This is a genomic window from Pseudomonas sp. GYB4201 (assembly GCF_056312595.1).
Genome location: NZ_JBWGIG010000046.1, coordinates 25,117 through 48,254, shown reverse-complemented (window position 1 = coordinate 48,254; position 23,138 = coordinate 25,117). Strand labels below are relative to the sequence as shown.

The 23,138-nt window shown below is 63.8% G+C and carries 19 protein-coding genes; 9 read left to right on the top strand and 10 right to left on the bottom strand.

The window, feature by feature from the left end:
- The first annotated feature begins 325 nt into the window (after positions 1 to 325).
- Positions 326 to 616, top strand: a complete 291-nt coding sequence (locus AC0Z2B_RS28620) for a DUF3077 domain-containing protein (protein WP_476301149.1) — start codon at positions 326 to 328, stop codon at positions 614 to 616.
- A gap of 54 nt (positions 617 to 670) precedes the next feature.
- On the opposite strand, the gene AC0Z2B_RS28615 is transcribed toward AC0Z2B_RS28620, so the two are convergent.
- The 3 genes from AC0Z2B_RS28615 to AC0Z2B_RS28605 all read right to left on the bottom strand — a co-directional run bounded on the left by AC0Z2B_RS28615 (position 671) and on the right by AC0Z2B_RS28605 (position 2,070).
- Positions 671 to 850, bottom strand: a complete 180-nt coding sequence (locus AC0Z2B_RS28615; protein ID WP_476301147.1) for a BrnA antitoxin family protein — start codon at positions 848 to 850, stop codon at positions 671 to 673.
- Positions 851 to 942: 92 nt separating this feature from the next.
- Entirely contained in the window at positions 943 to 1,488 is a 546-nt protein-coding gene (locus AC0Z2B_RS28610; protein WP_476301145.1) for a BrnT family toxin, read from the bottom strand.
- A gap of 6 nt (positions 1,489 to 1,494) precedes the next feature.
- On the bottom strand, positions 1,495 to 2,070 hold the full coding sequence (locus AC0Z2B_RS28605) for an RNA 2'-phosphotransferase (RefSeq protein WP_416426983.1): 576 nt from the start codon (positions 2,068 to 2,070) through the stop codon (positions 1,495 to 1,497).
- 220 nt (positions 2,071 to 2,290) lie between these two features.
- Here AC0Z2B_RS28605 and AC0Z2B_RS28600 point away from each other — a divergent pair, with 220 nt between their 5' ends.
- The gene (locus AC0Z2B_RS28600) at positions 2,291 to 2,668 is read left to right on the top strand and encodes a hypothetical protein (protein WP_476301143.1); all 378 of its coding nucleotides are present in this window, start codon (positions 2,291 to 2,293) and stop codon (positions 2,666 to 2,668) included.
- 171 nt (positions 2,669 to 2,839) lie between these two features.
- Here the strand turns inward: AC0Z2B_RS28600 and AC0Z2B_RS28595 are convergent, their stop codons facing one another.
- Both AC0Z2B_RS28595 and AC0Z2B_RS28590 read right to left on the bottom strand, forming a co-directional pair.
- Positions 2,840 to 3,208 (bottom strand): PilZ domain-containing protein, encoded by a 369-nt coding sequence (locus AC0Z2B_RS28595; protein WP_416426981.1) that lies wholly within the window; start codon positions 3,206 to 3,208, stop codon positions 2,840 to 2,842.
- Between the two features lie 42 nt (positions 3,209 to 3,250).
- The gene (locus tag AC0Z2B_RS28590) at positions 3,251 to 3,700 is read right to left on the bottom strand and encodes a methyltransferase family protein (protein ID WP_476301141.1); all 450 of its coding nucleotides are present in this window, start codon (positions 3,698 to 3,700) and stop codon (positions 3,251 to 3,253) included.
- Positions 3,701 to 3,918: 218 nt separating this feature from the next.
- Between AC0Z2B_RS28590 and AC0Z2B_RS28585 the strand changes: the two genes are divergently transcribed.
- The 5 genes from AC0Z2B_RS28585 (at position 3,919) to AC0Z2B_RS28565 (ending at position 9,970) form a co-directional block, all read left to right on the top strand.
- On the top strand, positions 3,919 to 5,985 hold the full coding sequence (locus tag AC0Z2B_RS28585) for a carbon starvation CstA family protein (protein ID WP_416426979.1): 2,067 nt from the start codon (positions 3,919 to 3,921) through the stop codon (positions 5,983 to 5,985).
- 18 nt (positions 5,986 to 6,003) lie between these two features.
- The gene (locus AC0Z2B_RS28580) at positions 6,004 to 6,201 is read left to right on the top strand and encodes a YbdD/YjiX family protein (RefSeq protein WP_416426978.1); all 198 of its coding nucleotides are present in this window, start codon (positions 6,004 to 6,006) and stop codon (positions 6,199 to 6,201) included.
- 124 nt (positions 6,202 to 6,325) lie between these two features.
- Entirely contained in the window at positions 6,326 to 7,288 is a 963-nt protein-coding gene (gene yjiA, locus AC0Z2B_RS28575) for a GTPase (RefSeq protein WP_476301139.1), read from the top strand.
- Positions 7,289 to 7,351: 63 nt separating this feature from the next.
- Positions 7,352 to 8,575, top strand: a complete 1,224-nt coding sequence (locus tag AC0Z2B_RS28570; protein ID WP_476301137.1) for a phospholipase D-like domain-containing protein — start codon at positions 7,352 to 7,354, stop codon at positions 8,573 to 8,575.
- A 252-nt stretch (positions 8,576 to 8,827) separates the two neighbouring features.
- A complete protein-coding gene (locus AC0Z2B_RS28565; RefSeq protein ID WP_476301135.1) occupies positions 8,828 to 9,970 on the top strand; it encodes a hypothetical protein in 1,143 nt (380 codons plus the stop codon).
- 51 nt (positions 9,971 to 10,021) lie between these two features.
- On the opposite strand, the gene glyA is transcribed toward AC0Z2B_RS28565, so the two are convergent.
- Positions 10,022 to 11,275 carry a serine hydroxymethyltransferase gene (glyA, locus tag AC0Z2B_RS28560; RefSeq protein WP_476301133.1) on the bottom strand — a complete coding sequence of 418 codons (1,254 nt, stop codon included), beginning with the start codon at positions 11,273 to 11,275 and terminating at the stop codon, positions 10,022 to 10,024.
- Between the two features lie 216 nt (positions 11,276 to 11,491).
- On the bottom strand, positions 11,492 to 15,325 hold the full coding sequence (locus tag AC0Z2B_RS28555) for a sensor domain-containing protein (RefSeq protein WP_476301131.1): 3,834 nt from the start codon (positions 15,323 to 15,325) through the stop codon (positions 11,492 to 11,494).
- A 245-nt stretch (positions 15,326 to 15,570) separates the two neighbouring features.
- Between AC0Z2B_RS28555 and ettA the strand changes: the two genes are divergently transcribed.
- Positions 15,571 to 17,235, top strand: coding sequence for an energy-dependent translational throttle protein EttA (ettA, locus tag AC0Z2B_RS28550; RefSeq protein WP_416426973.1), 1,665 nt, complete (start codon positions 15,571 to 15,573; stop codon positions 17,233 to 17,235).
- 163 nt (positions 17,236 to 17,398) lie between these two features.
- Here the strand turns inward: ettA and AC0Z2B_RS28545 are convergent, their stop codons facing one another.
- The 3 genes from AC0Z2B_RS28545 to AC0Z2B_RS28535 all read right to left on the bottom strand — a co-directional run bounded on the left by AC0Z2B_RS28545 (position 17,399) and on the right by AC0Z2B_RS28535 (position 20,297).
- Entirely contained in the window at positions 17,399 to 17,749 is a 351-nt protein-coding gene (locus AC0Z2B_RS28545) for a hypothetical protein (RefSeq protein WP_416426972.1), read from the bottom strand.
- A 124-nt stretch (positions 17,750 to 17,873) separates the two neighbouring features.
- Positions 17,874 to 19,727, bottom strand: a complete 1,854-nt coding sequence (locus AC0Z2B_RS28540) for an Lnb N-terminal periplasmic domain-containing protein (protein ID WP_476301129.1) — start codon at positions 19,725 to 19,727, stop codon at positions 17,874 to 17,876.
- Between the two features lie 81 nt (positions 19,728 to 19,808).
- Entirely contained in the window at positions 19,809 to 20,297 is a 489-nt protein-coding gene (locus tag AC0Z2B_RS28535) for a DUF3015 domain-containing protein (RefSeq protein ID WP_416426970.1), read from the bottom strand.
- Between the two features lie 250 nt (positions 20,298 to 20,547).
- On the opposite strand from AC0Z2B_RS28535, the gene AC0Z2B_RS28530 reads away from it, so the two are divergent.
- Positions 20,548 to 22,986: a Lon protease family protein gene (locus AC0Z2B_RS28530; RefSeq protein ID WP_476301127.1), complete on the top strand. Its 2,439-nt coding sequence runs from the start codon at positions 20,548 to 20,550 to the stop codon at positions 22,984 to 22,986.
- Positions 22,987 to 23,138 lie beyond the last annotated feature (152 nt).

The window sequence follows — 23,138 nt, the reverse complement described above, 5'->3', positions numbered from 1 at the left end:
GGTTGGATCCAGAGCTTCCTGCACGGGGCGCGGATCTTAACACCAAGGAAAGTGCGCAACTTTTTGCGCACATGGGGTCCAGGCCGCGGCTGGCAAGGGCTGGGCGATTTTGTAACAGGATTATTTTGCCTTTTTCGCAAAGCTCAGCTTGGGACACGATGGGAAAGGCAATTCTGTAGGACCGTTCCGATTTTTGACTAGACGGCCCACTCTGGATTGTACCTAAGAGGTCACGGTCCTATGCTGCGGCACCCGCTGCCAATTGCAGTGGTCGGTTTTGACAGGCCGCACAGATCGAGGCTCTCATCATTAAGGAGCTTTACCCATGAACCTCAACAACGAACCCTGCTCTTTCCCGGAAACCTACAAGCCGTGCTCGGTCACCGTTAAAAAGTCATTTGGCACCCCAGATAGACGGAGTGTGCCGATGTTCCAGGTTGCCGCTGGGATAAGCGCCGAGGACGCCTTGGTGCACGCCTCCCACATCCTCAAATGCGCCCATGAAACCGCCTACGAACTCACCGACAGCGGCCACCCCAACACCGCGCTGGTGTGGGCGGTGCTTGAGCTGGTAGCCAGCGCCCAGGCGCTAGTGGATGCCGTGGTGGAGGGGTGAGGCGGCTGGCCAGCGCAGCCTTCGGCAGCGGCTACAGGGGATGGGATCAGCGGTTTATCGCGCCAGGTCGGCGGGCGAGTGGTGGGTGAGCCAGTCCGCCAGGGCAGCGTTCAGCCTGGTTTGCCAGCCGGGGCCCGAGGCGCGAAAAGCATCCAGCACGGAGGCATCCAACCGAAGGTTCACGTGCTCTTTGCACACCTCGGCTTTCGGCCGGCCGCGCTTGGGTTTCAGCATCTCGCTTGCTTGCAGCGCCCCAAACAACTCAGGAAGCACTTCACTGCGCGAAGGCGGCGTCGGACCATTCCGGGCTGACTGCATCTGGTTGGTCAGATTTGCTGGGCTTGTGCATAGCCTCGAACTTCTCGTTTGTTTGCCTTGCGAAGGCTGATGACGTGCACCGTGTTATCGCGCGGTGTGAAGATCAGCACGTGCAAGCGTGTGTGGATAAAACCAATTGCCTGGTAACGCGGTTCGGCGTAGTCGAACCTGAGATCCTGCCGCATCTGGGCAGTTGACCAGTCGAACTCCTGGGCGCTATCAAACGATATTTCACGCTCTGCCAGGTTACGTGCGCACTTTCCTGGATCGTACGGAAATCGCACAGTTAATGTACCCACGATAATTATTTCGGCAAGCGATGATCGTGGTCGCGAGGTGCGGGCGCAAGAGGCTAAAACGTTTAGAAACAGAAGGTGAGAGGGGGGGAGGGAGGTAGACTTGCCGCAAAGAAGGGGGAGCGCGTTAATTGTTCCAGGCGCAGGTGCGCGCTTGGCATGGGCTGCGGGGCTGCTGGCCAGCGCAGCCTGGCGGCAGCGGCTACAGAACTTGCTTGGGGTGGGGGATGCGCGCAGAAACTGGCGGCGCATTTTCATAACCCGTCAGCCTTGGCTTGGTTCTGCCTTCTCCGTGTCCAGCCTCAGAAATTGCGCAGGCACGCGTTCCACCAACCACACCCCATTCTCCGCTCGAAAGAACGTGAAGCCCTGCTGCTGCATCGCCTGTGTCTCGATGCGCAGCACCACAGGCTTGCCATAGCGCTGCCCCACGGCCGCTGCCGTAGTGATGTCTTCAGCCAGGTGCACGTGGTGGCGCGCGCCGGCGATCAGGCCTTGTTCGCGGATGGAATCCAGAAAGCGGGTGGCAGTGCCATGGTAGAGCACGGTCGGTGGCTCTTGTGCTTCTAGCTGCAGGTTGACGCTGGTGGTGGAGTGGCCTTGCACGGCGCGTATGCGCTGGCCGTCGCTGGACAGGGCGAAGCGTTTTTTGTCGCTGGTGTCGACTACGGCTTGGATCTGGTCTCGGTTCAGGGTGCGGCCCTGGGTGGCTGCGCCGCGGATGAGTTGGTCGAGGTCGGCCCAGCCTTCGCTGTCCAGGGTAAGGCCGATGGCTTGGGGCTCGTGGCGTAGGACGTAGCTGAGGAATTTGCTAAGGTCGTTGAGGGCGGTGCTGTTCATGGGACTTCCTGCCTTGGGGGCTGGGTGATGGGATATCCATTGGGAAGGTTTCCCTACGGTTTGTAGGAGGCTTCTGGTTTTGTTCGGATGGCTGGAATGAGCGTTTCGAAGAATCTATTGGAGGTGTTCGCAGGCTCGGTTAACGCGCCAGCGCACTAGATCCACGAGAAATGGTCCGTAATCCAGTCATTCAGCTGAATGTATTTACTAGAGATGAGCAATGACAAAATGGGATGGGTACCTGGATGCGTTGCAAGTTGCGAAGGGGCTGTACGAATTCGCTATGTCGGAGCGGAGCTTTAGCAGTCTGGCAGCATTCCATTTTGCCAGCGATGAAATGGATTGCTCTGGCGGCCCTGGCTCAACTTTGATGTGTTTGTTTTTCTGGGTTTCTATTTTCAAGGTTGGATTTGATCGCGGGTTGAGCGTGGTAGGAAGTGATGAGTATTTTTTGGAAATATGCTCCGATGTGAAGGCCTCGCTCAGCGAATTTGTACTACAAGGCACTGATAAAAACACATTTGATTCCATTGAGTTGAGTGTTTTCGCTTCAGATAGTGCGTTCGTCCTTTGCAAGCTTGATGAGACTGGTGTGTAGCGGCACGGGTGCAGTGGCTTCGGGCATTCTCCCGCTCCAGGCAGCCGGCAGGTAGGTGTGCATGGCGCAGAGAGCGCTGATGTAACCGGTGCCGAAGATTTAGTCTATGGTGAGGCAATTGGCCAGCGCAGCCTGGCGGCAGCGGCTACAGTCCCGAGAGCAGTTTCCCCCTCAGACCTCCACCAACGCCCCCAACTCCCGCTCCAGCTCCTCCATATCCCCCAGGTTCAACTCGATGATGCGGCGCAAATGGCCGATATCCTCCAGGCCAATGTGCAGGCAGGCGAACCCCAGGTGCCCGTGCTCTTCATGGCGCAACTCAGCGTCCATGCGCACTTCGATCAGGTCGGTGAGGTGGATGTTGATCTGGAAGTGCTTGCGCGGGTCGACGTCCCAGTGGTCGGGCCGCTGGATCAGGGCGCCGCGCAGGGACAGGTCGATGAGTTTCACCGACCAGTTGCGGTCGCCCTGGCTGATCTGGGTCTTGGCGTCGAAGGCGACGCGCTTGAAGCGGCGGCGCTCGTCGTGGGTATCGGTCATGGCTGCGGCCCTCTGCGATTCCCCTGACTATAGCTTAGTGTCTCAAAGCCATCTTCGAACCCGTCGACAATACTGACGATAGGTGTCGCCGAACTGTTGCTCCAGCTGCGCCTCATCCGGGCGGATGACGGCGCGGTTCATGATGGCGATCAGGGCGGGCAGCAGCAGCCATGGCCACAGGCTGCTCAGCAGCACGCCGATGCCGGCGTAGGACAGGGTGTCGCCCAGGTTGACCGGGTTGCGTGACACGGCGAAGGGGCCGTGCTGCAGCAATTGGTCCGGCTGTTCGAAGTTGCTGGGGCTGGTGGCCTGGCGCTTGAAGCGCAGCATGGCCCAGAACGACAGGCCCTGGCCCAGCACTATCAGGGCCACGCCGGTGGCGCGGGTCCAGCCGGTGTCGGGCACGGGCAGGGGCAGGGCGTAGCTCAGGGCGATGGCCACGGCGATGAAGGTCAGGTACAGCAGCGGCGGTGGAAACGGGGCCTTGGGCATGGGGGCATTCCTGTGCGGGGGCTTACTTATTGCGACCGGCGTTTGGCCGCGGTGTTCACTGGTCCGCTGGTGCTTGCCAAGTGCCAGGCAAGGGCGGATAAAAATGATGGTTGTCCTGTAAAAGAGCGCTCTAGACCAACGTAAGGGGTGGCCTTTCCCTTCAGTCTCGCTAGACTCGCAGGGCTGACTTTCGTATCCACTTGGTTGGAATAAAAAAAATGAACAACAACAATAGTCCGCTCCGCCATCTGCCATGGCTGATCGTGGCAGTACTGGGAGCGTGCGCCCTCGGCGTCGTGGCGTTGCGCCGCGGCGAAGCGGTCAACGCACTGTGGATTGTGGTGGCGGCGGTGGCTATCTATCTGGTTGCCTATCGTTACTACAGCCTCTTCATCGCCAACACCGTGATGCAGCTCGACCCGCGTCGGGCCACGCCGGCGGTGCTCAACAACGACGGTCTGGACTATGTGCCGACCAACAAGCACATTCTCTTTGGTCACCACTTTGCCGCCATCGCTGGCGCAGGGCCGCTGGTGGGCCCGGTGCTGGCCGCGCAGATGGGCTACCTGCCCGGCACGCTGTGGCTGATCGCCGGCGTGGTGCTGGCCGGCGCGGTGCAGGACTTCCTGGTGCTGTTCATGTCCACGCGGCGCAACGGGCGCTCGCTGGGGGACATGGTGCGCGAGGAGATGGGCCGCATTCCCGGCACCATCGCCCTGTTCGGTTGCTTCCTGATCATGATCATCATCCTCGCGGTGTTGGCGCTGATCGTGGTCAAGGCCCTGGCCGACAGCCCATGGGGCATGTTCACGGTGATGGCGACCATCCCGATCGCGATGTTCATGGGCGTGTACATGCGCTACATCCGCCCGGGCCGCATCGGCGAGATCTCGATCATCGGCGTGTTGCTGCTGCTGGGCTCGATCTGGCTGGGGGGCCAGATTGCCGCTGATCCGGCGTGGAACAAGATCTTCAGCTTCACCGGCATCCAGATCACCTGGATGCTGATCGGCTACGGCGCGGTGTCGGCGGTGCTGCCGGTATGGCTGGTGCTGGCGCCGCGTGACTACCTGTCGACCTTCCTGAAGATCGGCACCATCATTGCCTTGGCGATCGGCATCCTGATTACCACGCCGGTGCTGAAAATGCCGGCGCTGACCCAGTTCATCGACGGCACCGGCCCGGTGTGGAAGGGCGGCCTGTTCCCGTTCCTGTTCATTACCATTGCCTGTGGCGCGGTGTCGGGCTTCCACGCGCTGATTGCCTCGGGCACCACGCCCAAGCTGCTGGATAACGAAACCAACGCCCGCTACATCGGTTACGGCGGCATGCTGATGGAATCCTTCGTGGCGATCATGGCCATGGTGGCGGCCTCGGTGATCGAGCCAGGCGTGTATTTCGCCATGAACAGCCCGCCCGCCGTGGTCGGTACTGACGTGGTGGCGGTGGCGACCGCCGTCAGCAACTGGGGCTTTGCCATTACCCCGGACGCCCTGACGGCCGTGGCCCACGACATTGGCGAGAACACCATCCTGGCCCGTGCCGGTGGCGCGCCGACCCTGGCCGTGGGTATCGCGCAGATCCTGCACCACGTGCTGCCGGGTGAGAACACCATGGCGTTCTGGTACCACTTCGCGATCCTGTTCGAGGCGCTGTTCATCCTCACCGCGGTGGACGCCGGCACCCGTGCCGGGCGCTTCATGCTGCAGGACCTGCTGGGCTCGTTCGTGCCGGCGCTGAAGCGCACCGAGTCGTGGACCGCCAACATCATCGGCACCGCCGGTTGCGTGGCGCTGTGGGGTTACCTGCTGTATCAAGGCGTGGTCGACCCGCTGGGCGGCATCAATACCCTGTGGCCGCTGTTCGGTATCTCCAACCAGATGCTGGCCGGTATCGCGCTGATGCTGGGCGTGGTGGTGCTGATCAAGATGAAGCGCCAGCGCTATATCTGGGTGCCACTGATTCCTGCTGTGTGGCTGCTGATCTGCACCACTACCGCGGGCTTCATCAAGCTGTTCGACGCCAACCCGGCCATTGGTTTCCTGGCCCTGGCGAAGAAATACAGCGCGGCGCTGGACGCCGGGCAGATCGTTGCCCCGGCCAAGGACATCAACCAGATGCAGCACGTGATCTTCAACGCGTACACCAACGCGGCGCTGACCGGGCTGTTCCTGTTCGTGGTGTTCGCGATTCTGTTCTATGCCATCAAGGTCGGTATCGCGGCCTGGGGCAAGACCGAGCGCACCGACAAGGAATCGCCTTTCCAGGCGGTCCCGGACGCGTGATGAACGAGGTAGGCAGACATGTTCAATGACCTGAGCCGGCTGGGCAAATACCTGGGGCAGGCCGCGCGCCTGATGGTGGGCATGCCCGACTACGACAACTACGTAGCGCACATGCAGGCCAAGCACCCGGACAAGCCGGTGATGGACTACGAGGCGTTCTTCCGCGAACGCCAGGAGGCCCGCTACGGCGGCAAGGGCGGGCCGAAGTGTTGTTGATTTGACCCACCGCTAACCCGTAGCCGCTGCCGCAGGCTGCGCTGGCCCTGTACCCCACTGGAGATCTCCAGGGTACATCAGGGCCAGCGCAGCCTGCGGCAGCGGCTACGGTCACTTCTGGAGTATGCATTTGTCTTCCCCCATTCCCGTCACCATCCTCAGCGGCTTCCTGGGCGCCGGCAAGACCACCTTGCTGCGCCACCTGCTCAAGGCCGAGCACGGCCTGAAAATAGCCGTCATCGAGAACGAATTCAGCGACGCCGGCATCGACACCCAGCTGCTGGGCGACGCCCCGGTGCAGGTCATGACCCTGGCCAACGGCTGCGTCTGCTGCACCATCCACACCGACCTGACCAAGGCGCTGTTCCTGCTGCTGGAACGCCTGGACAGCGGCGAGCTGGCCTTTGACCGCCTGGTGATCGAGTGCACCGGCCTGGCCGACCCCGCGCCTGTGGCGCAGACCTTTTTCATCGACGAGGAACTGCGCGAGCGCTACATCCTCGACGGCATCATCACCCTGGTGGACGCCGCCAACGCCGACGTGCACCTGGCGCAGACCATCGCCCAGGCCCAGGTGGGCTTTGCCGACCGCCTGCTGGTGAGCAAGACCGACCTGGTCAGTGCCCAGGCCTACGAGGCCCTGAGCCAGCGCCTGACCCGTATCAACCGCCGCGCCCCGGTGCGCGTGGTGCAGCACGGCGAGATCGACCTGGCCGAGCTGCTGGACGTGCGCGGCTTCAACCTCAACGCCAGCCTCAATTTGCGCCCGGTGGTGGCCGCCGGCAGCCTGGATCGCATCAGCAGCCTGGTGCTGCGCACCGACCAGCCACTGGACATCGACCGCCTCAGCGACTTCATGAACCAGCTGCTGGAAGACCACGGCCGCCAGCTGCTGCGCTACAAGGGCGTGCTGAACATTGCCGGCGAAGACCGCCGCCTGGTGTTCCAGGGCGTGCTCAAGCTGTATGGCTTCGACTGGGACACCGAGTGGGCCCCGGGGGAGGCGCGCGAGAGCGTGATGGTGTTCATCGCCGACGACCTGCCCGAGGAAAAGATCCGCGCCGGCTTTGCCGCGTTGCAGGCTTAACCGATCGGTCATGTTTCGCTGTTAGCGTGGCGCCCCTGCCCACCCCCTGACAGCGGAGCACCGATGCGTTCACGCCATACCCCACGGCCATGGTTGGCCCTTGCCCTGTTGCTGGCACTGCCGGCGGCACGCGCCGATTTCAGCATTCCCGGCTTCGAGCTGGTGCACACGGTGCCGCTGGCCACCACCCTGCAAACCCCCGACCTGCGCGCGCCGGGGCCGGTGTGGATGCAGCTGTTCGACAACGCCCGCCACAGCATCGACATCGAACAGTTCTACGCCGTCGACCACCCAGGCTCGGTGATGGAGCAGGTGATCAAGCACCTGCAGGCCGCTGGCGAACGCGGGGTGAAGATCCGCTTCCTGCTGGAAGACAAGGGCCAGAAGCTCTCCGACCCGGCCACCCTGGCGCGGCTGCGGGCCATCCCCAACCTGAGCTTCGCCGTGCTGCCCTACGCGCAGCTGACCGGCAATGGCATCATCCACGCCAAGTTCATGGTGGTGGACGGCACGCAGGCGTTCGTTGGCAGCCAGAATTTCGACTGGCGTTCCATGGAGCACATCCACGAGACCGGCATGCTCATCAGCGAGCCGCAGATGGCCGCCCAGGTGCAGGCCATCTTCAACCAGGACTGGGCCGCCGAGCAGGCCCTCAGCCAGCACCAGCCGGTGCCGCAGCCGGCCCAGGGCGCACCTGCGCCACGCACTGGCAATTACCTGGTGGCCAGCCCGGCGCGCTTCAACCCGCCCGGTGTGGGCGACTCGGAGCAGGAGCTGCCACAACTGCTGGCCGAGGCCAAACATGAGGTACGCGTGCAACTGCTGGACTATGCGCCGCTGTCCTACGGCCCCGACCACACCCGCCCTTATTACCCGGTCATCGACAACGCCCTGCGCGCTGCGGCAGCCCGCGGCGTGCTGGTGAAGCTGATGGTGTCCGACTGGAACACCGCCGAGCCTGAGCTGGACTATCTGAAAAGCCTGGCGGTGCTGCCTAACGTGCAGGTGCGCATCGTCACGATTCCCGAGGCGCCCACGGGCTTCATTCCCTACGCGCGGGTGACCCACAGCAAGACCATGGAAATCGACGGCCAGGTGGCCTGGGTGGGCACCAGCAACTGGCTGGGTGGCTACATGGACAAGTCGCGCAACCTGGAGGTGGTGATGCGCAACCCGGCCATGGCCACGCGCGTAGGCCAACTGCATGCCCAACTGTGGGACAGCCCCTACGCGCACCCGCTGCAACTGGACAAAACCTACCCAACCCCCCACCCCGGCACCCCGTAGCGTCTGCGCCCTGGACGCGGCCTTTGGCCGCTGCTACGAAAGCAGGCAGTGTTCCCGTAGCAGCTGCCGCAGGTTGCGTCCGCGCCCTGGACGCGGCCTTTGGCCGCTGCTACGAAAGCAGGCAGTGTCCACCGTAGCAGCTGCCGAAGGCTGCGTCCGGCGCGGGCGCTACTGTTAGTTCTGACAGTTTCGGGTCGGTGCCACGACGAATACCTTGAGCGTACGACGCCTTAGTCTTCAAGGAGCAACACCATGAACAGTTCAACGCTAAACGCGGGTGATTTCGACGACGGCTTCAACAACGGTTCCCCCGTCATGTTCAACACGGCGAGGGAGGTCTGGGCCATTTGCCCTGCGCCAGGGAACAAAACCATCGGTGTGTACAACGACCCCGATTCAGTTCATTTCTGGATGGTGCGATTGAATGAAGATGGAACCTTTGACGACGCGTTCGGCGAGGGCGGCCATAGGAAGAATCGGCTCACCGGCCCGCTGCTCAATCCGCGGTTGCACCCTTTGCCGGAAGGGGGTTGCCTGCTGGTTTCTTCATTTGGAACCGGCTTGGAGGTAGCACGGTTCCTAGCGGATGGCACCGATGACGACACTTTCGGTGAGCAGGGTAGGGTTACTATTCCCATGGCTGTCCAGCCCGACGCTGGCAGCGGCGGTTCTCGGGTCGCCTTGCTGCCTTCGGGAGGCTATCTGGTGCACAGGGGGCATATGATTGCCGCATTGTCCGACACCGGCAGCATCGATATCCATTTTGCGACCGAAGGGTATCTACAGCTCGAAGGGGTTGTGCAAGACATCGCCATAGGCCGCAAGCCGGGTGAGCAAGCTATCTCAAGGCTGATCGTCGCACATGGCCACAGCGATTTCTGCAGGCTGAGTGCATTCGATCTGGATGGTCATATCGAGGAGTCTTTTGCGCAAGGTGGCTCCTACACTCTTTCGCCTTTGCGGGACCTGGCATTCCTGCGCAGCTTGGCTTTTACCCCATCCGATGAAATCGTGGCAGTTGGTTTTTTCAACGTGAGAGTTGGGTTAATCGTCAAGCTTGATGGGTTCGGTAATCCCGGGTTTGCGGATGGCACAGCCGTTATCGAGGTTTTACCGAATGGCACGGGTTGCGAACTCAGATCGGTCAGTGTCGGGCTTGACCATCTGATTGTTGTAGCAGGGGTTTCGCAAGGTAGTGCTGGGGGCAATTTTGCAGTCCAAGGTCGATTCACCCCAGGTGGCGTCGCCGATGAGCATTTTGGGGATGGCGGCTGGGTAGTTTCTAGTCAGCAGGGCGGTGTCTTTGACGCGTTCCAGCAAGGTGGAAAGTTGGTAGTCGCAGGTTCGTTCAAAGAACCTGAACAGGCGGGGATGATCGGACGCTTCCTGCTGTAACAAAAAAGCCCGGCTCATTGAGCCGGGCTTTTGTGCATCACGCTGCTGCTATCAGTTGCCGTACACCGGCAGCTTGGCGCAGATGGCCTTGACCTTCTCGCGAACGGCGTCGATCACCGCTTCGTTGGAAAGGTCGGCCAGGATGTCGCAGATCCAGCCGGCCAGTTCCTTGCACTCTGCTTCCTTGAAGCCACGAGTGGTCACGGCCGGGGTGCCGAAGCGCAGGCCCGAGGTGACGAACGGGGAGCGTGGGTCGTTTGGCACCGAGTTCTTGTTCACGGTGATGAACGCCTTGCCCAGGGCAGCGTCGGCGTCTTTGCCGGAGATTTCCTGCTTGATCAGGGACAGCAGGAACAGGTGGTTCTGAGTACCGCCCGACACCACGTCGAAACCGCGCTCGATGAACACGCCGGCCATGGCCTGGGCGTTCTTCACCACTTGTTGCTGGTAGGCCTTGAACTCAGGCTGCAGCGCTTCCTTGAAGCACACGGCCTTGGCGGCGATGACGTGCTCCAGTGGGCCGCCCTGGGCGCCTGGGAACACGGCGGAGTTCAGCTTCTTCTCGATGTCGGCGTTGGCGCGCGCCAGGATCAGGCCGCCACGTGGACCGCGCAGGGTCTTGTGGGTAGTGGTGGTGACCACGTCGGCGAACGGCACAGGGTTGGGGTAGACGCCAGCGGCGACCAGACCGGCCACGTGAGCCATGTCGACGAACAGGTAGGCACCTACCTTGTCGGCGATTTCGCGGAAGCGGGCGAAGTCCAGCACTTGCGAGTAGGCGGAGAAACCGGCCACGACCATCTTCGGCTTGTGCTCGACGGCCAGGCGCTCGACTTCGTCGTAGTCGATCAGGCCGTTGGCGTCGATGCCGTACTGGACAGCGTTGTACAGCTTGCCCGACGAGGAAACGCTGGCGCCGTGGGTCAGGTGACCGCCGTGGGCCAGGCTCATGCCCAGGATGGTGTCGCCGGCCTGCAGCAGGGCCAGGTAGACGGCGGCGTTGGCCTGGGAGCCGGCGTGCGGCTGGACGTTGGCGTAGTCGGCGCCGAACAGCTGCTTGGCACGGTCGATGGCCAGTTGCTCAACCACGTCGACGTACTCGCAGCCGCCGTAGTAGCGCTTGCCTGGGTAGCCTTCGGCGTACTTGTTGGTCAGCACCGAGCCTTGGGCTTCCATGACGGCTGGGCTGGTGTAGTTCTCCGAGGCGATCAGCTCGATGTGCTCTTCCTGGCGCTGAGCTTCTTGCTCCATGGCGGCAAAGAGATCGGCGTCGAACTTGGCAAGGGTCAAATCACGGCTGAACATGGCGGTCCTCAAGGATCGTGCTGGAAAAAGGTGATCAGGCGCGCATTCTACCCCATCGCGTTTTATCTGGCATATGAAAGGCAGTCATTGCCTTGACGAGTGGTGTTCATGCACACCGTGTAGCCGCTGCCGCAGGCTGCGCTGGCCCTGTGCCTCACTGGAGATCTGCAGAGTTCACGCGGGCCAGCGCAGCCTGACGGCAGCGGCTACAGAGGGTTAGTCGAACATGAATAGGGCGTCATTGCTGAACTGCGCCTCGAAGCGGCTGGCCTGCATGGGCCGGCCGAACAGATAGCCCTGCACCTCGTCGCAGCCGTGCTCGCGCAGGAAGTCCAACTGCTCGTGAGTTTCCACGCCCTCGGCGATCACCGCCAGGTTCAGGCTGTGGGCCATGGCGATGATGGCGCGGGCGATCTGCGCGTCCTGCTCGCCCTCGGGCAGGCCGTCGACGAAGGTGCGGTCGATCTTCAGCACGTCGATGGGGAACTGCTTGAGGTAGTTGAGCGACGAGTAGCCGGTGCCGAAGTCGTCCACCGCGATGCTCAGGCCCAGGAACTTCAGGCTGTCGAGGATCTGCATGGCTTCGTTGACTTCGCGCATCAGGATACTTTCGGTCAGTTCCAGCTCCAGGCAGGCCGGCGGCAGCCCGGTTTCCTTGAGGATGTTGGCGATGCGCGTGCCCAGCTGGCCGTCGGAGAACTGCCGTGCCGAGATGTTCACCGACACCTTGGGCACGCGCACCTTGGCCTGGTGCCAGGCGCGCAGCTGGCGGCAGGCCTCGGTCAGCACCCAGTCGCCGACGTCCACCACCAGGCCCAGCTCTTCGAGCACCGGGATGAAGTCGCCCGGCGGCACCAGGCCGCGGCGTGGGTGGCGCCAGCGCAGCAGGGCCTCGGCGCCGGTCAGGCGCTTGCCGTCGCCGCTGAACTGCGGCTGGTAGTAGAGCACGAACTCTTTCTGCTCCAGGGCGTGGCGCAGGTCGCTTTCCAGCTCCAGGCGCTCCAGGGCGCTGGCGTTCATGTCGGCCTGGTAGAACTGGAAGTTGTTCTTGCCGCGTTCCTTGGCGTGGTACATGGCCGTGTCGGCGTTCTTCATCAGCTGGCTCAGCTCGCTGCCGTCCTGCGGGCTGAGGGCGATGCCGATACTGGCGGTGACGAAGAACTCGCGGTTCTCCAGCACGAACGGCGTCACCAGGCTGGTGAGAATCTGCTCGGCCACGTGGATGGCGCGGTTCAGTGCCGCCTCGCGGGTGGCCCGCGGTTGCAGCAGCAGGGTGAACTCGTCGCCGCCCATGCGCGCCACGGTGTCTTCGTCGTCCACGCAGGCCAGCAGGCGCGTGGCCATTTCCTTGAGCATGCGGTCGCCGGCGGCGTGGCCCAGGGAGTCGTTGATCGGCTTGAAACGGTCGAGGTCGAGGAACATCAGCACCACCCACGACTTCTGCCGCTCGGCCTGCTGCAGCGCGGTGTGCAGGCGGTCCTGGAACAGCGTGCGGTTGGGCAGGTGGGTGAGGGCGTCGTAGTAGGCCAGGCGGTGAATGCGCTGTTCGCTGGCCTTGCGCTCGCTGATGTCGCTGAAGAAACACACGTAGCTGGCCAGGTCGCCTTCGTCGTCGAACACCGCGGTGATGCCCACCCAGGCCGGGTAATGTTCGCCACTGCGGCGCTTGAGCCACACCTCGCCTTCCCAAGTGCCGCGGGTGTGCAGCTGCTTGATCACGTAGCTCAGGTGCGCCTGTTGCTCCTGGTCGACGGTGAGCATGGTGGGCAACTGGTCCAGCACCTGCGCCACTTCGTAGCCGCTGACGCGGCTGAACGCCTCGTTGGCCTGCACGATGTAACCGGCCGGGTCGGTGATGAGGATGGCTGAGGTGGAGTGCTCGAATACCGTGGCGGCCATGCGCAGGTCTTTCTCGGCGCGGCGCTGCTGGCTGATGTCGCGGGCCACGCCGAGGATGCCCTCGAAGGTGCCGTGGTCGTCCCACACCAGCACCAGGCGCAGCTCGATGGGGATCTTGCGGCCATCGCCGCGCAGGCAGTCGAGCACGAACAATTGGGTGGTCAGCTGGTTGCGCAGGGCGGCCAATTCATCCGGTTGGTCCAGCACCTTGCTGACCCGTTCGATCAGCTGGTAGATGCCGGTCAGTTGCTGCGGGTTGGCGATGGTGGATTGCCAGCCGTTGTCGAACACCCACTTCACGTCGTAGCCCAGCACTGCCTGCACCGAGGGGCTGACGTAGTTGAGCGCCAGCTGGCTGTCGGTGGAGAAGATCACGTCGCTGATGCTTTCGGCCAGCATGCGGTAGCGCTGCTCGCTGTCACGCAGGGACTCGCTGGCCTCGATCTGCTCGGTGACGTCCTTGGCCACGCCGATGATGCGCGTGGCGCGGCCTTCGCTGTCGCGGGCCAGGGCCTGTTCGCGGATGTCGAAGCGCAGCCAGCGGCCGTCCTTGTGCTTGAACCGCAGTTGGCACTGCAGCAGCTGCAGGTCGGCGTCCTGGCGCCGGGCCAGGCGCATGCGCTGGTAGTCGCCGGCGTCTTCGGGGTGCAGCAGGATCTCCCAGAAGTATTCGCCCATCTGCACCAGCTCGGCCTTGTTGAAGCCCAGGGTCTGGCCCAGGTGGTGGTTGCTGTAGATCATGCGCTGGCTCAACACGTCCTGCACGTACAGGTGGTCGGGCACGGTGCGCACCACGTCCGACCAGAAGCCTTCGCGCTCCACCAGCGACAGCTCGACGCTCTTGCGGCTGGTGACGTCGTTGATGCTGAGGATCACCGAGCCGTGGTCGCCGCTGGCGTGGGGCAGGCGCAGGGTCAGCCACAGGTACTGGTGCTGGCCCAGGCGATCGTTGATGCGAATTTCGGTTTCCAGCTCACGCTGCTCGCCCAGCAGGGTGTCCAGCAGTTGCCGGCCGACGCTGGCGTTGTCCAGCCGGTCGCTGCCGAACAGGCGCTGCCAGGCGCCCTGGCTGTCTTCGACGTTGAGCAGGCCCAGGGCCATCTGGTTGACCTCGGTGATGCGCAGCTGCTGCATCAGCGCCTCGCGGCGGGCCGGCTGGGCCGCCAGCCAGGTGTCCAGCTCGGCAGGGGTGGCGATGCCGTTGGCAGCGAGGAAGTCTTGCAGGGCGCACAGGTCGAGCACGCACAGGGCCACGCCGGTGCCCTCGAAGATGTCCTGGTAGCGGCGGCGGTCTTCATGCAGCTGGCGCTGGCGGCGGCGCAGGTTGAACAGCGCCAGCAGCGGCAGCAGCGAGCAGGCGCCTAGCAGCAGGAACTTGCCGATCAGGGCGGGCAGCAGTTGCAGCTCGGCGTCGTGTTCGTCGAACAGCGTGCGCAGTTGCCAGTCGGTGTTGGCCAGCGGCACGCTGGTGACGCTCTGGGCCTGCTCGCGGGCGCTCAGGGCCAGGCCGGTCTCGCTGCTGGCCGGGTCGCGTTGCAGCACCAGCGCCGGCTCGCGGCTTTCCAGCAGCCAGCGCGGCGGGGCGGTGGGGTCGACGCGGTGGGTGAGGATGGAATAGATGGAGGCGTCCAGGCGCAGCAGCCAGTAGCCTTCGCCGGGGCGCTCGCTGGCGCTGAGCAGCAGGTATACCTGATGGGCGTCGGGGCTCTGGCTGAAGTGGAAGCTCTCGCCCAGGCTGCGCTTCACCAGGCTGGGCAGGTCGTAGCCGGCGGCGGCATGGCCGTTGTCGGCCAGCACGTTGCCCTGGCTGTCGAGCCGGGCCACGCTTTGCAGGGCCGGCAGGTGGGCCTGCAGCAGCGCCTGGACGCCCTGGGGCGTCTGCGCATCGCCGCTGGTGGCGCGGTACAGGGCCTGCTGGCCCTTGAGGGCCATGTTCAGCCCCAGGTGCTCGCCCAGCACCGTGGTGTAGTCCAGGGTACGCTGCCGTTGGTCGGCGACGCTGTGCTTGAATTGGTCCAGCAGTTGCCACACCAGCAAGGTCAGCAGCAGCAAGGCCAGCAGGGCCAGGGCGCTTTTTAAGGTGCCGCGCGTCGGCTCGCCGGTCGCGTTGATCGGGGAGCGCAGGGATGACGGCTGGTTGAGGTTGGTCAAACTGTGATCCTGCGGTCTGGCTGGCTGTGGCAAGTGGCTGGCAACAGGGCTTGCAGCCCGCTGCAAAGGGCCCCCTGGCCATAAACTGCGCGCACTATAAGCCGGACGCCCGAAGGGCGGCTAGCATGCCTTGTTTTATGGCCATGTGCCACCAGTGCTTGCAGGTCGTTTGCCCTGTCTCGCGCATTCCGGTAGCTTTGACCATCTCGCGGATTCTTCATCTGTCTACTGTCACCAGGTTTCTCATGGCTCAATACGTCTACACCATGCATCGGCTGAGCAAAGTTGTGCCGCCGAAGCGGGAAATTCTCAAAAACATTTCCTTGTCGTTCTTCCCTGGCGCCAAGATCGGCGTGCTGGGCCTCAACGGCTCGGGTAAATCCACCCTGCTGAAAATCATGGCCGGCGTCGACAAGGAATTCGACGGTGAAGCCCGCCCGATGCCCGAGCTCAACGTGGGTTATCTGCCGCAGGAGCCACAACTTGACCCGGCCAAGACCGTGCGTGAAGTGGTGGAAGAAGCGGTCAGCGTCATCAAGGACGCCCAGGCGCGCCTCGATGAAGTGTATGCCGCCTACGCCGATCCGGATGCCGATTTCGACAAACTGGCTGCCGAACAGGCCAAGCTCGAGGCCATCCTCCAGGCCAGCGACGGCCACAACCTGGAGCGCCAGCTGGAAGTGGCGGCCGACGCCCTGCGCCTGCCGGCCTGGGACGCCAAGGTAGAACACCTGTCGGGTGGTGAAAAGCGCCGCGTGGCCCTGTGCCGCCTGCTGCTGTCGGCCCCTGACATGCTGCTGCTCGACGAACCGACCAACCACCTGGACGCCGACTCGGTGGCCTGGCTGGAGCACTTCCTGCACGACTTCCCGGGCACCGTGGTAGCGATCACGCACGACCGTTACTTCCTGGACAACGTGGCAGGCTGGATCCTGGAACTGGACCGCGGCGCCGGCATCCCCTACGAGGGCAACTACTCGGGTTGGCTGGAAGCCAAGTCCGACCGTCTGGCCCAGGAATCCAAGCAGCAGTCGGCCCATGAAAAGGCCATGAAGGAAGAGCTGGAGTGGGTGCGCAAGGGCGCCAAGGCCCGCCAGTCGAAATCCAAGGCTCGTCTGCAGCGCTTCGAGGAAATGCAGTCGCAGGAATTCCAGAAGCGTTCGGAAACCAACGAGATCTACATCCCGGCCGGTCCGCGCCTGGGTGACAAGGTCATCGAGTTCAAGAACGTCACCAAGGGCTACGGCGACCGCGTGCTGATCGACAACCTGTCGTTCGCCATGCCCAAGGGCGCCATCGTCGGCGTGATCGGCGGCAACGGTGCCGGTAAGTCGACCCTGTTCCGCATGCTGATGGGCAAGGAACAACCGGACTCGGGCAGCATCGAGATCGGTGAAACCGTGCAGCTGGCCTGCGTGGACCAGAGCCGTGACGACCTGGACGGCAGCAAGACCGTGTTCCAGCAGATCTCCGACGGTTCGGACAACATTCGCATCGGCAACTACGAGATCCCGTCGCGCACCTACGTCGGCCGTTTCAACTTCAAGGGCGGCGACCAGCAGAAGTTCGTCAAGGACCTGTCCGGTGGTGAGCGTGGCCGCCTGCACCTGGCCCTGACCTTGAAAGAGGGCGGCAACGTCCTGCTGCTCGACGAACCATCCAACGACCTCGACGTGGAAACCCTGCGTTCGCTGGAAGAAGCGCTGCTGGACTTCCCTGGCGCCGCCATTGTGATCTCTCACGATCGGTGGTTCCTGGACCGCGTGGCGACCCACATCCTGGCGTACGAGGATGATTCGCAGGCCGTGTTCTTCGAAGGCAACTACACCGAATACGAAGCCGACCGCAAGAAGCGCCTCGGCGACGCAGCGGCCCAGCCGCACCGGGTACGCCACAAGAAACTGGCGTAAACACAAACGGGGCCTTCGGGCCCCGTTTTTTATGGGCCGTACCGCAAACGCGTAGCCGCTGCCGCAGGCTGCGCTGGCCCTATGCCTCGCTGGAAATCTTCAGGGTTCACGCTGGCCAGCGCAGCCTGGCGGCAGCGGCTACGCGTTTGTTGGTCGGCAGCAATCAAGGGTGGTACGCCCGGCCTTCGCCCTGGGTTTTCTGCTGCTGCCACGCCCGTTCGCGGTCGTCGCCGTGCTGCACGCTCCAGTCGCTCTGGTCCGGCTGCGCGCTGGCGCTGGCCTGGCATTGCCTGAAGCCGTCGTCCCAGCCGGTGGCGTAGACCTTTTCGTTGAGGTAGCGCGGCACGTCCTTGCGGAAGAAACCGTTTACGCCTGCCGCTTCCCGGCCACTGCCGCAGCCATCCTTGAACCCGTCGGCGTAACCCGGCGGGTACCCTTGGCTGACCATTTGCTCATGGGTGGACTGGCATCCCGCCAACGCCACCACCATCAAAACCACCACACAGCGCCACATGATCCGACTCCCGTTTCATGCCCACCGCTCCCGCCTGGAAACTGCGACGGTCAAACGGTGGACCCGTGAGTCAAGTCTAGGTTCGATTTGGTTGCCGCCCCGTCAACGCCGTGTGATGGAATTGTCAGTAGTGGTACCACTTGAGCTCCAGCATCACCTCGTTACGTGGCCCTGCAAGCTCGCTGAAGTCGCGCTGGGCGCTCAAGCGCAGGCCCAGGTTGCGGGACAGCTCCCACTGCTGGTTGAGGCTCAGGGTGCGGCGTACTTCGCCGTTGAGGAAGTAGTCGCCCTGGGCCTCCAGGCGCAGGTTGCCCAGGCGGTTGCGCCACAGCAGGCCGCTGTCGAAGCCGGCGGCGGGGGAGAGCATGGCCGAGAAGTCGTTGTTGTGTTCGAGCCGTGCGGTGCCCAGGGCAAACGCCAGGGTGTGTTCGCCCAGCTGCCAGGTGCCGCCAGCGCCGCCGTTGACGTGGCTGACCAGGGTCTCGTCGCCGTGCTTGCCCAGCACTCGTTCCAGGCCGCCGGTCACCTGCCAGGACAAGGGCTGCAGCAGCTCGTTGCGCGGGGTCATGGAACGGATGGTGGCCAGGTCCAGGCGCTGCAACTGCCAGCGGTTGCCCTCGTACTGGCGCAGCCTGGTGTTGAGGATCTCGATCTGTGCGCCCAGGGGGAAGCCCTCGCTGTTGTCGTTGAGGTCGTGGTAGGCCATGCGCAGGCCGTACTCGGCGAAGTTCTTGCCGTCGCGGTTGCCTGCGGCCACCTGCCAGGTGCGCGAGTCGTGGCCATCTTCCGGCAGGCCGGGGCGCTCTACCTGCAGCTCCGGCGGCGGGTTCTGGCTGATGGCGCGCAGCAGCTGGAAGCTGCGCTGGGCGCTGGCCGGGTCGCGCTCCTGGGCGGTGGCGCGGTAGCGCTCGAGGCGGTAGGCGGCGTCCTGGATCAGCGCCCGGCGCGGGGCCGGCAAGGCGCTGTAGGCAGGGTTCTGCAGCTGCCCGGTGTCGGCGGCCACCTTCAGCACCCACTGTTGCTCATCGGCATCCAGGGGCTTGGCACGGGCCAGCAGCTCCCGCTCGCGGGACGGCCGGTAATCGATCTCGCCGACAATGCCTGCCTGCTTCACCGCCTTCACCGTGTCGGTGGGGATGGCCGTCAGCGGGAATTGCCCGGTCAACCGCAGGCTGGGCCGCGCCACTTGCAGCAGCTCCAGCAGGCGGTACGAACAGTTTTCGTCGAAGAAGAAATAGTCGAAGCGGATCTGCTTGAGCTCCCACACGTGCTCCACCATGCGCCCGGTTTCCTCGGGCGTCAGGTCCAGGTGGTACTCCCACAGGTCGCGGTTCTCCAGGCTGCGGTATTCGGCCAGTTTCTGCTGGTAGGGCACCAGCGAGAACATGCCCGGGTAGCCGCCCGCCAGGCCCTTCCAGGCGTAGAGGATGCTGTTGTCGTTGCCCTCGATGTAGGCGCCGAAGTTGATCGCCGAGCTGAGCAGCGCGGTCTTGTCCTGCCTGGCCTCGGCCTGGTCGATGCGCAGCAGGGTGTGGCCGAACATGGACGAGGGGCTGTTGAGGTAAGCCGCGGGGAATACCAGCACAGTGTGGTGGGGGGAGATTTCCTTGTACCACTGCTGGAAATCGCCGCACTCGGGCGTGGGCAAATCGTGCAGGTCCAGCTGTTGCCGCAGCCAGCGGGTACGCGCGGGAAACACGCACTGGGCCTGTTGGTTGCCCAGGCTGGCGGGGGCGTACAGCGCCGCGACCGTGGCCGCCAGTTCCTGCTCCGGGTGGTGGGCGCCGTCGGCGGCCAGGAAAAAGCGCCTGTCATCCACGTAGCTGCGCCAGCCGCCCAGTTTGGCTGGGGTGTAATGGCCCAGGGCGAGCCAGTACGGGTCGGCTGCCAGGGCGGTGATGCGGGATGGATCCACGTGAGGTGCGGCATGCAGCGGGGCGCAGACACAGAGCGCCAGGTAAGCAAGGCGTTTGAGCATCTTTGGCAACTAAGTCAGATGGACGAAAAGGCGTGCCGCAGTGGCGTGGAAATCCCGCCCCGAAGGGCGGGCGGTTCGAGCTTAGGCCTCGGTTGCGTACTTGGCCAGGCGAGGGTCGTTTTTCAGCACGTGCAGGGTGTTGGCGTGGACATCGTCGGCGGTGACGTTGGCGGTGGTGAAGATGTCCTGGAAGTGCTGGTGGGTGACGGATTCAAAGTAGGCGCGGTCCTGTGGCGCCACGCCCAGTACCACGGCGTAGGTGGTCAGGGCTTCGCCCTGGCCCTTGGCCATGTCCTCGGACAGTTCATTCATCATGCCATTCATGGCGATCCACGACTTGCCACCGTAGGTGAGCGCGGCGTTGGTGGAGCAGCCGTTGGTGCCCGAGGTCATGCCGAAGGTGGCGTTGCCCGAGGTGCCGTTGGTGGTGGATGCCAGGAAGTGGGCGGGGGTGCCGCGCTGGCCTTGGAACAGCATGTTCCCCCAGCCGCAGTCGGGGCCGCCAGGGGCCTGGGCCATGGCGTTCAGCGAGACAACAGTGAAGAGCGTACCCAGAAGAATCCGTTTCATAGCTTTGTTCTCTTTTGAAGGTGCAAAACTTAAGGTTCAGGACTGCCTGGGACGGCACGGCTCCAGGACGCAGGTTGGAGTTTAGGCGGGGATTCACAGTTCAACTGAAAAACTGCCTTTTGAGCCCGACACCCATCCCCGTAGCAGCGGCCGCAAGGCCGCGTCCGCATCCACCGCGCATGTCGCTTGCAGGCTGGCGCTTATCGGCGCCAGAATGCCGTCATCTGCCCCGCCGAAGTAAGGATGCCCGATGCCTGATCCTGTTGCTGCCAGCTTGCGTCTTGCGCCAGAAGCGCTGACCCGTCCGTTTTCCGCTGAACAGTTCAGCTTCTCCACCACCAATGATCTGGAGCCCTTTCGCGGTGTGCTTGGCCAGGAACGCGCCGTGGAGGCGCTGCAATTCGGCGTGGCCATGCCACGCCCGGGCTACAACGTATTCGTCATGGGCGAGCCGGGCACCGGCCGCTTCTCGTTCGTAAAACGCTACCTGAAGGCCGAAGGCAAGCGCCTGCAGACTCCGCCGGACTGGGTGTACGTCAACAATTTCGACGAACCGCGCGAGCCGCGCGCCCTGGAACTGCCGCCTGGTACCGCCAGCGCCTTCATCGCCGACATCGGCGGGCTGATCGACAACCTGCTGTCGACCTTCCCGGCGGTGTTCGAACACCCCTCCTACCAGCAGAAGAAGAGCGGCATCGACCGCGCCTTCAACCAGCGTTATGACCGCGCCCTGGACGTGATCGAGCGCCTGTCGCTGGAAAAGGACGTGGCCCTGTACCGTGACAGCAGCAACATCGCCTTCACGCCCATGCTCGACGGCAAGGCGCTGGACGAGGCCGAGTTTGCCCAGTTGCCCGAAGCCGACCGCGAGCGTTTCCATTCGGACATTTCCGACCTCGAAGAGCGCCTCAACGAGGAGCTGGCCAGCCTGCCCCAGTGGAAGCGCGAGTCGGGCAACCAGCTGCGCCAGCTGAACGAGGAAACCATCACCCTGGCCCTGCAGCCGCTGCTGTCGCCGTTGTCGGAGAAGTACGCCGAGAACGCTGCGGTGTGCGCCTACCTGCAGGCCATGCAGGTGTACCTGCTCAAGACCGTGGTCGAGCAACTGGTGGACGATAGCAAGACCGACGCCCAGGCGCGCAAGCTGCTCGAAGAGCAATACGCCCCCAGCCTGGTGGTCGGCCACCCGGGCAATGGCGGCGCGCCGGTGGTGTTCGAGCCGCACCCTACCTACGACAACCTGTTCGGCCGCATCGAATACAGCACCGACCAGGGCGCGCTGTACACCACCTACCGGCAGCTGCGCCCGGGTGCCTTACACCGCGCCAATGGCGGTTTCCTGATTCTGGAAGCCGAGAAAATGCTCGGCGAGCCTTTCGTGTGGGACGCACTGAAGCGCGCCCTGCAGTCGCGCAAGCTGAAGATGGAATCGCCGCTGGGCGAGTACGGCCGCCTGGCCACCGTCACCCTGACGCCGCAGATGATCCCCTTGCAGGTCAAGGTCATCATCATCGGCTCGCGCCAGTTGTACTACGCGTTGCAGGACGCCGACCCGGACTTCCAGGAGATGTTCCGGGTGCTGGTGGACTTCGACGAAGACATTCCCATGGTCGACGAGAGCCTGGAGCAGTTCGCCCAGCTGCTCAAGACCCGCACCTCGGAAGAGGGCATGGCGCCGTTGACCGCCGACGCCGTGGCGCGCCTGGCCACCTACAGCGCGCGCCTGGCCGAACACCAGGGGCGCTTGTCGGCACGTATCGGCGACCTGTTCCAGCTGGTCAGCGAGGCGGACTTCATTCGCCATCTGGCCAACGACGAGATGACCGACGCCGGCCACATCGACCGCGCGCTGAAGGCCAAGGCCACGCGCACCGGACGGGTGTCGGCGCGCATCCTCGACGACATGCTGGCGGGCATCATCCTCATCGACACCGACGGCGCCGCCGTGGGCAAGTGCAACGGCCTGACGGTGCTGGAGGTCGGTGATTCGGCGTTCGGCGTGCCGGCGCGTATCTCCGCCACGGTGTACCCGGGCGGCAGCGGCATCGTCGACATCGAGCGCGAGGTCAACCTGGGCCAGCCGATCCACTCCAAGGGGGTGATGATCCTCACCGGTTACCTGGGCAGCCGCTACGCCCAGGAATTCCCCCTGGCGATCTCGGCCAGCATCGCGTTGGAGCAGTCCTACGGCTACGTCGACGGTGACAGCGCGTCGCTGGGCGAGGCCTGCACGCTGATCTCGGCGCTGTCGCGCACGCCGCTCAAGCAGTGCTTTGCGATCACCGGTTCCATCAACCAGTTCGGTGAAGTGCAGGCGGTGGGCGGGGTCAACGAGAAAATCGAAGGCTTCTTCCGCCTGTGCGAGGCCCGCGGCCTCACCGGCGAGCAGGGGGCCATCATCCCTTATGCCAACGTCGCCACCCTGATGCTCGACGAGAAGGTGCTGCAGGCCGTGCGTGCCGGGCAGTTCCACGTCTACGCCGTGCGCCAGGCCGACGAGGCCCTGAGCCTGCTGGTGGGCGAGGACGCCGGTTCGCCGGACGCCAACGGCGAGTTCCCCGAGGGCAGCGTCAACGCGCGGGTAGTGGAGCGCCTGCGGGAAATTGCCGAGATGATCAGCGAGGAAGACCTCAAGGAAGCCGAGAAGGAGCACGCCGAGGCCGAACTGGCCCAGGTCAAGCCAGCCTGACGCGGGGAGGGCGCCGGATGACCATTCGGCGCCTGACTGCGCAGTCGCACATTGCCAGCCCAGGTTTTCTTCTATCCTCAGGGCATGGATAGCCACGGGTCGCAGGATTGAAACAGCCTTCCCTTGAAGGTTGAAGCAAAAGCTTTATTGAG